This is a genomic window from Neobacillus drentensis (assembly GCF_036965645.1).
Classification (GTDB): domain Bacteria; phylum Bacillota; class Bacilli; order Bacillales; family Cytobacillaceae; genus Neobacillus; species Neobacillus drentensis_D.
Window position 1 is genome coordinate 19164 of the sequence record NZ_JBALPZ010000078.1, and the last position, 10590, is coordinate 29753.

General features: G+C 37.5%; 10 protein-coding genes. 2 read left to right on the forward strand and 8 right to left on the reverse strand.

Annotated elements, in window-relative coordinates; all coding sequences use genetic code 11:
* Positions 1 to 136 precede the first annotated feature (136 nt).
* The 4 genes from V7266_RS15420 to V7266_RS15435 are packed head-to-tail and all read right to left on the reverse strand — an operon-like array spanning position 137 to position 4730.
* Positions 137 to 1036 carry a DUF362 domain-containing protein gene (locus V7266_RS15420; protein WP_335468820.1) on the reverse strand — a complete coding sequence of 300 codons (900 nt, stop codon included), beginning with the start codon at positions 1034 to 1036 and terminating at the stop codon, positions 137 to 139.
* A 30-nt stretch (positions 1037 to 1066) separates the two neighbouring features.
* Complete coding sequence (locus tag V7266_RS15425) at positions 1067 to 1654, reverse strand: DMSO/selenate family reductase complex B subunit (protein ID WP_335468822.1); 588 nt, start codon at positions 1652 to 1654, stop codon at positions 1067 to 1069.
* A gap of 6 nt (positions 1655 to 1660) precedes the next feature.
* Positions 1661 to 4066 (reverse strand): DMSO/selenate family reductase complex A subunit, encoded by a 2406-nt coding sequence (locus V7266_RS15430; RefSeq protein ID WP_335468824.1) that lies wholly within the window; start codon positions 4064 to 4066, stop codon positions 1661 to 1663.
* Positions 4059 to 4730 carry a TorD/DmsD family molecular chaperone gene (locus V7266_RS15435; protein ID WP_335468826.1) on the reverse strand — a complete coding sequence of 224 codons (672 nt, stop codon included), beginning with the start codon at positions 4728 to 4730 and terminating at the stop codon, positions 4059 to 4061. The genes V7266_RS15430 and V7266_RS15435 overlap by 8 nt, the downstream gene beginning before the upstream one ends.
* 208 nt (positions 4731 to 4938) lie before the next feature.
* Between V7266_RS15435 and V7266_RS15440 the strand changes: the two genes are divergently transcribed.
* Entirely contained in the window at positions 4939 to 5241 is a 303-nt protein-coding gene (locus V7266_RS15440) for a DUF6509 family protein (RefSeq protein ID WP_335468893.1), read from the forward strand.
* A 37-nt stretch (positions 5242 to 5278) separates the two neighbouring features.
* Here the strand turns inward: V7266_RS15440 and V7266_RS15445 are convergent, their stop codons facing one another.
* The gene (locus V7266_RS15445) at positions 5279 to 5485 is read right to left on the reverse strand and encodes a cold-shock protein (protein WP_335468828.1); all 207 of its coding nucleotides are present in this window, start codon (positions 5483 to 5485) and stop codon (positions 5279 to 5281) included.
* 340 nt (positions 5486 to 5825) lie between these two features.
* On the reverse strand, positions 5826 to 6713 hold the full coding sequence (locus V7266_RS15450) for a Ku protein (protein ID WP_335468830.1): 888 nt from the start codon (positions 6711 to 6713) through the stop codon (positions 5826 to 5828).
* Between the two features lie 128 nt (positions 6714 to 6841).
* Here V7266_RS15450 and V7266_RS15455 point away from each other — a divergent pair, with 128 nt between their 5' ends.
* Positions 6842 to 8686 carry a DNA ligase D gene (locus V7266_RS15455; RefSeq protein ID WP_335468831.1) on the forward strand — a complete coding sequence of 615 codons (1845 nt, stop codon included), beginning with the start codon at positions 6842 to 6844 and terminating at the stop codon, positions 8684 to 8686.
* Between the two features lie 19 nt (positions 8687 to 8705).
* Here V7266_RS15455 and dapF read toward each other — a convergent pair whose 3' ends face one another.
* Both dapF and V7266_RS15465 read right to left on the reverse strand, forming a co-directional pair.
* Positions 8706 to 9683 (reverse strand): diaminopimelate epimerase, encoded by a 978-nt coding sequence (gene dapF, locus V7266_RS15460; RefSeq protein WP_335468832.1) that lies wholly within the window; start codon positions 9681 to 9683, stop codon positions 8706 to 8708.
* 71 nt (positions 9684 to 9754) lie between these two features.
* A complete protein-coding gene (locus V7266_RS15465) occupies positions 9755 to 10540 on the reverse strand; it encodes a hypothetical protein (RefSeq protein ID WP_335468834.1) in 786 nt (261 codons plus the stop codon).
* Positions 10541 to 10590 lie beyond the last annotated feature (50 nt).

Consider the following 10590-nt stretch of genomic DNA (forward strand, 5'->3'; position numbering starts at 1 on the left):
GGCTTCCCGGCACGCCCGCCCGCGGGTTTGCTGAGCGACTGGAGCGGAAATCAACATCCAAGATTAACGCAGCATTTAATATTAAAAAGAGGTTTCACCATGGGAGAACCCCATAAAGAGAACCTCTTCTTTTATTTTAAGGACATAACCAATCAGGATCCCGATCACAACAAACAGGGCAACAGTCTATTTTGGGGTGGAATGTTGAAAAAGATCTCCCACAAGATACACATTCCTTAGTGGTAAACGGATATTGTTTAGTTTGTTTTTTCGAAATGTGCGGACTAATTTGAATAGCATCTTGCTGACATAAATCTATACAATCATAACAGTTTACACACTTCTCATTAGATACTTGCAAATGACCATTTAAAACGGTAAATACCTTTTGAGAACAGAAGTTAAAACAGATTTCACAAAGTGTACATTTTTCAAGATCCAATTCTACTTGATAGAATTGATAGTCGGGAAAATAGCTTGTTATAATCCATTCGTTTGCTAGCCATTTCCAAGATGCCGGTGCCATGATTTTGGCGAACTGTCTCCCTTCTCGTGGTAAGGAAGAAAAGAATGTTCTTCTCGACATCCTATTATCTCTACCGTTTTCCATAATGTTAATCGTGCATTCCTCAAGCTGCAGTAAAATTTTGTTTGATTTATTGACAACTGTACGCCAATTTTGATTTAGAGAGGCTGGAACAGTTTTTATGGTCATTAACCCTCTCTGTTTGTAAATAAGTAATTCTTTAACAGTTGGGATATACGATTCACTATAGACAAGACTATTCTTATTGAACTCCCTGGATTCACAAACACCTTCGATAGCAGACAGTGGACAGGCAATCATACAATCGCCGCAGGAATTACATTTCTCTGGTTCGATTTCAAAAGATGTGGAATCTATTGAAATCGCTCCGAACTGACAGGCATCCGAGCAAAGACTACAAGTCGAGCGAAGGTGTCTTTTTCTAGAACAAACATTGGTTATTTTAGCATCTACATGCATACTTTCAAGCCAATTAACAAGCAGTGACATTTCTTCACCCTCAACCACCTAAATTTAACGTTATTTGCTGGACAGCTTAGTATTCTGATGCGGGGTAATGACTAGGTTAGGCTGTGTAATTGTGCTACTTGGCAACCCTTTAATTTGGCTTACAGTGCCATATTTTTTTCTAAGCTGTTCGATTGGACCAAATTCAATTGCCCGCATTGGACAGGCAGCAACACACGCTGGGTCTTCGCCCTTTTCTTGTAAATCCATACAAAAATCACATTTATTTGATTTAAATATTTTTTTATTGTATTGAGGAGAACCGTATGGACAAGCCTTTATGCATAATTGCGCCCCCTGGCATACTTCCTGATCAATGGTAACAACACCGTTTTCATTATTCTTGACAATCGCTCCGGTTGGGCAGCTCGAAATACAGGCCGCGTGCTTACAATGATTACATGATATAGAAAAATAAAACGCTTTTATATTCTGAACCATTCCCATAGTGGGCAGTTCCGTGAAAGTCCCCTCTTCATATGGGTAAACCCTGCGAAAATTCAGGCCAACATCAAGGTTATTTTTGTCTTTACACGCTACTGTACACGCCTTACAACCAGTACAAAGGCTTTGATTTATATAAAATCCAAGCTGTTCCAAACTTCTTCACTCCTTATACTTTTTTATATCAACAAGGTTGGTTAATTGTGGATTAGCCTTTGCTAATGCAGTTGGCCTCTGTGAGGTAAGGACATTGACAGATCCTCTCTGATCAAGTCCATTTTTATCTGGCGTATACCAAGCACCCTGAGGGATTCCAGCAACTCCTGGCGTAATTCGTGGCGTGACTTTAACATCAATAACCAGTGATCCACGATCATTAAATACTTGTACACGGTCCCCATTTTTTATTCCTCGTTTTTCAGCATCTACAGGATTTATCCACATCTCTTGCTTGGCTGTTTCCTCAAGCCATTCTTGATTGTCATAGGTGGAGTGACAACGGCGCTTATAATGCCAGCTGATGAGCTGCAGCGGATATTTCTTAATAAGTGGGTCCTCTGGTCCCTCCCATGAAGAAATATACTTGGCAATTGCAGGAATTTCACTATGCTGGTTCATATCCCATAATGACTTTGAAAACAATTCTATTTTCCCTGATGGAGTTTCGAATGGATTTTTTTCAAGGTCATCAATTTGCTTTTTAAAACCTACTAAAGGCTCGTCATATGTAAAGTGATGTACTCCTTTTTTACGGAACTCCTCAAAGGTTGGGAAGCTTGAATCAAGTTCTTTTTTAGTTCTTTCGACACTTTCCTTTATAAGGTCGAGTATAGACTTTCCTTCTGTAAATTTATCCTTTAGTCCCAGCTTATCAGCTATATCTGCAAACACCTCATATTCATTTCGGCATTCATATAATGGATCAATGGTTTTATCCCCAAAGACTACATAATCTCCAAAACACCATGGTACACCAATATCGTAACGTTCAAAGAAGGTCGTTCCCGGCAATAAAATATCTGCATATTTTGCACTTGGGGTCATAAAGAGATCACTGACAACAATAAACTCCACTTTACTTTCATCTTCAAGTAATTTTCGTGTTTTATTGATATCTGCATGCTGATTTATCAGCATATTACCTGCCATATTGAAAATCATCTTAATATTTGTGGTTAATTTATCCGTTCCTTGCAATCCATCGGCAGCAGTCATTTCTGTTCCCTTTTCTACAGCAGTAGTCCATAGGAAGCATGGAATAGAAGCGGTTTCTGGATTTTTATATTCAAACGGATAGACAATATCACTTCGGCTCCAGTAGCCAGTACCTGCTGCCCAGCCTCCCAGTTTACCTACATTTCCTGTTAAACAGGCCAATTGTGCACCAGCGCGCATGTATTGTTCTCCAAATGCCTGACGTTGTGCTGCCCAACCTTGAATTAATGCAGCTGGCTTATTCTTGGCATAATCACGCGCAATTTCTCTTATTTTGCTGGCAGGCACACCACAAATCCTCTCAGCCCACTCAGGCGTCTTAGGAACGCCGTCTTGATCATCAAGTAAATAGCTTTTAACTGATTTATTTATTGGTACACCATCAGGCATGTGATTCTCATCAAATCCAAGGCAGTATGTATCGAGGAACGCTTGATCATGTAGGTTTTCTGTTACAATTACGTAACCCATGGCATCCATCATCGCCGTGTCTGTAGTTGGGAGGATTGGTATCCATTCATCCGCAAAGGCGATTGCTGTATCGGTATATCTAGGGTCAATAACAACAATCCTTGCACCATTTTTCTTTGCTTGCATTAAATATTCACGATAAGGTGTTGAGAAAATCATTTCAGACGGGTTTTGTCCCCATAAAATAATATATTTGGAATGGAGCAGTGAATCAAAACTGCTTCCTGAATCATTTGTTCCGTAAGTATATGGGGTAGCAACATTACCCGCACCAGAGCTATAATCATTTCGTGAATTCAAATAACCGCCTGTCAGGGATAATAACTTCTTTGCTGCATTCTTTCCACCGTGCAATCCCCAGCTCTGTCCTGAAGCATAGTTGACATACCTCGATTGAGGTCCATATGTATCCCCAATCCGTTTTACTTGGGCTGCAATTGTTTCAACTGCTTCGTCCCAAGAAATTCTTTCAAATTTCCCTTCTCCCCGGTTCCCTACTCGTTTCATCGGAAATTTCAGTCGATCAGGATGATAAAGCATATTCCGATAGTTTCGACCTCTAACGCAAGCTCTTAGAGGCGGCGTGGAGAGGTCTCCTGCCTCCTGTGTATCAGTACTGACTCGTACTACAACTCCGTCTTTTACATGCGCCTTAATGATACAACGTCCCCCGCAGTTGTTAATACTACAAGTTGAAATAATCGTTTCCGGGCTTTCTTCTTTAGCACTTAAAGGCTTAGTTTTTTCTTTACGGTCTACAAGCATCTTCGTGCCTACTCCACCGGCAATCACTGGTATTCCTATCGCACTTGACCATTTTAAAAAGGTCCGTCTCTGCATTTTATTAGTTAACAAATTCTTTAAATGGTGATTTTCAGACATAGGTTAATACCTCCCTTACTTCCAATAAAGATGTCAAATCAAATGTTAAAAAGTCTTCTAGCAGCATGGCAGCGCCTAGATATAGGCGGCTGCTAGTATGGTTCATAACCCTTTTACAAAATTCTGGAATCCAAAGGGTTAGGTGCTTTTGGAGAAAGTGAATTTGAATGTCAACTAGTTCCAGTATCTTATCAGTTTCTAAGACTTGCATATTTTGTTCTATTAAAAAAGTCATAAATTCCATCTCTAGTAATAAATGATCATCTGGCTCATTATTTTCCCGTAAAAATTGGAGGCCAAATTGGTGATATAGTTCTCTTATCTGGAGTGTCCATTCTTCAAATAGAAGGTGTTCCCTGCTTCGATAGTAAGACTCCCAAGGAGGGGCAACTAATGCTCCAGGGCCAATAAATAAACGGCGGTATTCATCTCCTTCTGAGTGCACTTGCTCATTTGTGGTCAATTGGTTAAAAAAAGAAGCGAGTATACTCCCGCCTTCATGAAGCTCTTTTAAATCATCAAACGTCCCGAGACAACCTAATTCTAGCAAAAGTTCTTCATTAGTTGGTTCTAGGAATAAAGTATAGAGAATTTGATAAAAATTTTTCCTGGATAATAAATATGGATGTATTTGGATATGTATGGCATCTTTTGTTGTCTTCATTTCCTCTCTCCTTTTCGTGATATATACACCAACTTCCTTGATTTGTAAGCCCTTAAAATTTATCTTACCGTAAACTACTTAGATTCGGTTAAGTTTGTGCAATTATTCACATTAAATTCAAAATCCTTAGGCTATCAGTTACCTAAATCACTTTTTTGGGGTTATAACTGAAAATGTGTATAATAAGAGAGTCAATAAACTGCAAAGGATGATTGGGTTGAACATTACAGGCCACCAAGTAGAAAAATTAGAAGATCCCTTTGGTTTACTATCCGGAGATCGCTACGAGTTTTTTCTAGAACTCGAAGTGGACGAAGAGGATGAGCTCTATTCTGAAAAAGGTGTCGGTTTAAAGTGTATTTTTGTTCATGATGAAAGTCGAGATAAAATTACCAGCTATCACTTTTTTGAACGCGGGACCGAAAAGGTACTCGATTTTGAATTAGAGGAAGATGAAGAAGAGCTAGTCCTTAGCTACTGTAAGAAGTTTGCTTTTGAGGAGACAGAATAAAGAAAAGCAGGGCACTTATCTCCCCTGCTTTTGTTCTTTATCCCATAAAATTTTTACTATGATTATGAATAACTTGCAGCTCTTTTGTTGTTTGACTCATTTCACTTTTACAGATTGGGCAAAGTGGAACTTCACTGCTTTTAAAATTGTCTCGAACCCAGCACTTACAAGTTTCCGACGTACATTCCCAAATCTTTGTCTCTTCTAGTTTAATTTCTTCTTCATTTTTTCTGCCAAATGCCAAAACGATCACTCCTTATAAATAGTTATGACTGTTTTTGAACCATGTTTGAAACGAATCCCAACTATTATTCTAGTAAAACTAAATATATAAAAAGGTGATGCTTGCATCACCCTTTTATTCTTGACCATTTTACATAATAAAAAAGACGTAATCACACACGAGAGGTAACAAACATCTCTTACTTCCGTGCAGTTACGACCATTTAAAACAGATAAATCCGTAACATTAAAATCTATTTCAATTTTAGCACAATTTTTACATTAAGTCAATTTTTTGAAGCTGTCCAAGTATGAAAAGAAGACCAAGTTAAGAAACTTGGTCTTGAAGACTAACTATTTTTCTAGGCTTCCTTCTTAACTTTTGATGGAGCCTTTTTCCTTGGTGGAGCAGCTGTCTTTTTTGGTTTATTTATCTCAGTTTTAGATGCTTTTAAAGCAGCCGCAGCTGTTTTATTCGGTTTTGTCCGATCAATGGATGCTTGGAGGGCAGCCATTAGATCGGTAACATTTGAGGCAACTTCTGTAGTCGCTGTTGTTACTGTTTCCTGCCCCGTCCGTTTGGACTCAATTAGTTCCAATAAAGCGGTTCGATATTCATCGGTATATTTTTCAGGCTCAAATTTAGTTGTTAATTGATCAATTAGTAATATCGCTGTTTCTAATTCTCTATCCGTAACTTTATTCTCTTCAGGTACATTTGGTACGTCACCTGATTTACGGACTTCATCAGGATAATGGATGGTTTCCATTACCAAAGTATTTTCGTATACACGAATCACAGCCAACTGTTCCTTAGATCGAATAATAATCTTTGCTAAACCCACCTTTTGAGACTCCTGCAGCGCCTTACGTAATAATGAATATGCCTTGCTTCCGCCTTCATTTGGGGACATATAATACGTTCGATCAAAATAAATCGGGTCTATTTCTTCTATTTTTACGAAATCAATAATTTCGACTGCCTTCTCTTCATTTTCTTTACGAAGCTTTTCTAGCTCTTCATTATCAAGGACGACAAACTTTCCTTTTGTATACTCATATGCTTTCACAATATCTTCTGGTTTTACTTCTTCTTCACAGACTGTACAAATTTTTTCGTATTTAATAGGAGCATGACATTTATTATGAAGGGTCCTAAGTTTTATATCCTTGTCTTCAGTGGCTGTATGGAGCTTGATCGGTATATTTACAAGTCCAAAACTAATGCTGCCTTTCCACATCGTATGCATAAGGAATTCTCCAATCTTTTTGTTTATATTTTGTGGTACCAAGCTATCTTCATTCCTAAAAAGTTTTGGTAAAGCATGAATAGTAATTAATTGAAGCAAAATAAAGGAAAAAGAAAGGAAAGGCTGCTATGAAACCAATGCTGCCAAGTTTAACTTTTGAACTTCCCGTCCGGCCTGATTGGCAGTACGAGGTTAAATATGATGGATTTCGTGCCTTGTTAACCTGGAATTTAACGACGGGAATTGAATTGATGAGTAGAAATGGAAAAGATTTATTACCGCAATTTCCAGAAATTAAAGAGTTCCTTTTACTGCATAAAGTCCAATTTGAACCCCATTTACCACTCCAATTGGATGGGGAACTTGTCTATTTAGAAAATACGCATAAAGCCAATTTCTCGGCTATCCAAATTCGTGGACGACTAAAATCAGAAAAAAAAATCTCAGAGCAGTCAACCCGCTCCCCATGCCGTTTGATGGTTTTTGATCTTTTGATGTTAAAGGGGAAAGTTCTTTATACTGAACCCTTTTATAAAAGAAAAAAAGCGTTGGAGGAACTATTCTTAAAAGTTAGGTTTGAGTTAGAATCAGATCCATATAACGATCAACTACTTCAATATGTTAATGCCCATGATGATTTTAATGAATTATGGGAAAACGTGATCTTATATGATGGAGAAGGGATTATAGCTAAATTTAAAAATAGTCTTTGGGAAGAAGGGAAACGCTCTATCCAATGGCTTAAGTATAAAAATTGGAAATATGTCAGCTGTTTTATCACTTCCTATGAAAAAACAAATGGTTATTTCTATATAGGGGTTTATCAAGATAAAAAGATTGTTCCGATAGGTCAGGTACTTTTTGGTTTTAAACCTGAAGAAAAAAATGCCATAAAGCAAACGATTAATCAAAACACAACCAATGAGGATGACCAGTTTATTTACGTGGAACCCGCCATATGCATTGAGGTAAAATACTTAGAATTATATGAAAATCAACTACGTGAACCACATTTTGACAGATTTCGCTTTGATCTTGAACCCAGTAATTGTACATACGATCGTTTTATGTTTGCCCAAAAGAATCTACCTCAAGATTTAGAAATTACTCATCCTGATAAACCCTTATGGGAAAATTTCAGTATTCAAAAGGCAGATTATATTCTTTACTTACGGGAAGTCTCTCCTAATATGCTGCCTTTTTTAAAAGACCGGCTCTTAACAGTTATTCGCTTTCCACATGGAATGTTTGGCGAAGCTTTTTATCAGAAGAACTGTCCTGATTATGCACCAGAATTTGTGCACACAAAAGAAGCAGAAGGAATTAACTATATTTTGTGCAATAACCTTAAAACACTGGTGTGGCTTGGAAATCAACTTGCCATTGAATTTCATATTCCTTTTCAAACTGTCAATAGCATAGGACCGAGTGAGATTGTTTTTGATTTGGACCCGCCATCGAAAGATGCATTCCATTTAGCCATAAAAGCAGCACTATTAATTAAAGAGGTCCTTGATCAATTAAACCTAATTGGTTTCATAAAAACCTCCGGTAATAAAGGGCTGCAAATTTACCTTCCTTTGCCTGAAAATGTTTATTCCTATGATGACACTCGGTTATTTACCAGCTTTATTGCTGAATATTTAATCTCAAGGGATCCTGATTCTTTCACTATAGAACGAATGAAAAAGAATCGTGGTAACAGGTTATATGTTGATTATGTACAGCATTCTGAAGGAAAAACCATCGTAGCTCCTTACTCCATGAGGGGAAATGAACACGCTGGCGTTGCCACTCCCCTTTATTGGGAGGAAGTAAACGACAAACTTGAACTTGTCTCCTTTAATATGGAAAAGGCTCTTAAACGAATCCGCAGTCAATATGAGCCATTTTTCGATTATTTTCAAACAAAACAAATCCAGCCCTTTACTCCAGTCCTAGAGTTTTTAAAAAATTCAAGTAAAAAAGGATAAGGTGATAAACCTTATCCTTTTATAATAATTGCTTAATTACATTCTGTGCATTCTCTTGGAGCGTCTCGTAGATCATTTGTTCAGTTAAATTTGTTCTTGATAAAATGGAAAAGGCTTTTTCATCCAAATTCAACTGGATTGAGGCGCGATAAAGATAGGTCGCGTTTCCGATTAAATCGATTGTAAAAGTATCCTCGATTTTATGGACAACACATTGGACTTTACCGCCATTATTATAGACGTTGATCACTTTTTCAAAGTCGTTTAACTCATTCAAACAAGTAACCAATGATGATGCCGACATGGCTGTTCCGCAGGCATTTGTAAAACCTACACCACGCTCAAAGGTGCGAACATAAATGGAACCTTTCTCGATCGGCTTTACAAAGCTTACATTTACCCCGTCAGGGAATAAATCATTGGGACCATTCACTTTTTCACTTAGCTGTTTTTGGAGATTAATTTGCAGCTGCTCAGTTTCTACAATGGCAATTAAATGCGGGTTGGGGACGGCTAGAGCAGTAAAACGTATTTCATCAGATAGTTCCTTAATTTTTTCGTTAAAAAGAGTTGGTTTATTTAAGTTCAAAGGCAGTGCCTTTAATTCAAACAAGACCGGAGAAATCTCAACCTGGTAAGTATGAACCTGAGGGAATATATCCTCTTGCTTCTTCACCTTTAGATTAGCTTTCATTGTTTCAATAAGCGCCTGATTAACACCCTTCAACTCACAAATATATCTGGCTACAAGACGCAGGCCATTTCCACACATTGAAGCTTCTGAACCATCGGCATTAAAAACACGCATTCTTCCATCAGCATGGTCACTTTTCATTATAAATAAAATTCCATCTGCACCAAGCTCATTGTCACGGTTACACAAAACTTTGGCAAGATTCGCTCTCTCTATTTCCGAAAAAGAATAATTATTTGATATTTCATCGATAAGGAGAAAATCATTTCCTGATCCATGACCTTTTATTAAATCAATCTGCACAAATTTTACCCCCATAATAATATCTTTAATCCATCATATCAAACATTATTATGGAAGGAAACTGTCCTGTTTTATCTCTCAATAAAGTATTCATTAATTAATAACGACATCCCGAGCAGCTTGTCCTCTTCTGAAAGACCTTCTTTAAGTGATAGTACAGGTGTATTGGGTTCTGGAAATATAGGACTCCATTCAATAGGCATCCATCCTCGCCGCAGCCGACCCACTTCATTTTGACCTGGATCAAAAATATGCTCGTCCATAAAGAGAGAAGAACCTTCGACCTCTCCAATAAACCTTCCGGTATGGTCAAATAACTCTTTCTTTACCTTCCGAAAACCTATACTCCTTTTTTCAAATCCTCCTAATAAATTCTTATTCCTATCAAAAACAGTAATCTTTACTACTTTCCTTCCTTTTTGTTTAAAGAACCCTATCACTTGGTCTTCTACATTATACAAAGCGTAAATTCTCGACGGATTTAATCTTTCCAAACCTTTTCCTCGTATTTTTTTTATATGCCCTGCCAAATGGCCATTGGGAAAATATATAAATAAACATGGGGACTGGGAGCTCCGGTAAAGAAGTAATAGATGACGCGCATTAAAAAAATAACTAGACACGTCTTTAAAAGCAGGCATATTACGTCTAATTGCAAGTGATTGTTTCATTCTAAAAAGATAGACTTGGAAACTAATCAGGCTATAAAGGAGAAATGGTATTGTTAATAGCATCATTTCCCTATGTTTTATAAAAGTAAGGTTCCCTATAATAATCATAGTGGCCGGTACTAGTGCTGCAATACTACCATTTAAGTTCATATAAGCTATATCCCGGTAATATTCATTTATTTTCATCCAGATAACCCCTTATCAATTCCTCTAGTAAGAGTTTATTTAATAGGATT

Excerpts from the sequence above, each read along its gene's own strand:
- V7266_RS15435 (WP_335468826.1), bottom strand. The coding sequence starts at position 4,730 with ATGAAGACAACAAAAGATGCCATACATATCCAAATACATCCATATTTA.
- V7266_RS15420 (WP_335468820.1), bottom strand. The coding sequence starts at position 1,036 with ATGTCACTGCTTGTTAATTGGCTTGAAAGTATGCATGTAGATGCTAAA.
- V7266_RS15465 (WP_335468834.1), bottom strand. The coding sequence starts at position 10,540 with ATGAAAATAAATGAATATTACCGGGATATAGCTTATATGAACTTAAAT.
- V7266_RS15440 (WP_335468893.1), top strand. The coding sequence starts at position 4,939 with ATGATTGGGTTGAACATTACAGGCCACCAAGTAGAAAAATTAGAAGAT.
- V7266_RS15455 (WP_335468831.1), top strand. The coding sequence starts at position 6,842 with ATGAAACCAATGCTGCCAAGTTTAACTTTTGAACTTCCCGTCCGGCCT.
- V7266_RS15430 (WP_335468824.1), bottom strand. The coding sequence starts at position 4,066 with ATGTCTGAAAATCACCATTTAAAGAATTTGTTAACTAATAAAATGCAG.
- V7266_RS15450 (WP_335468830.1), bottom strand. The coding sequence starts at position 6,713 with ATGCATACGATGTGGAAAGGCAGCATTAGTTTTGGACTTGTAAATATA.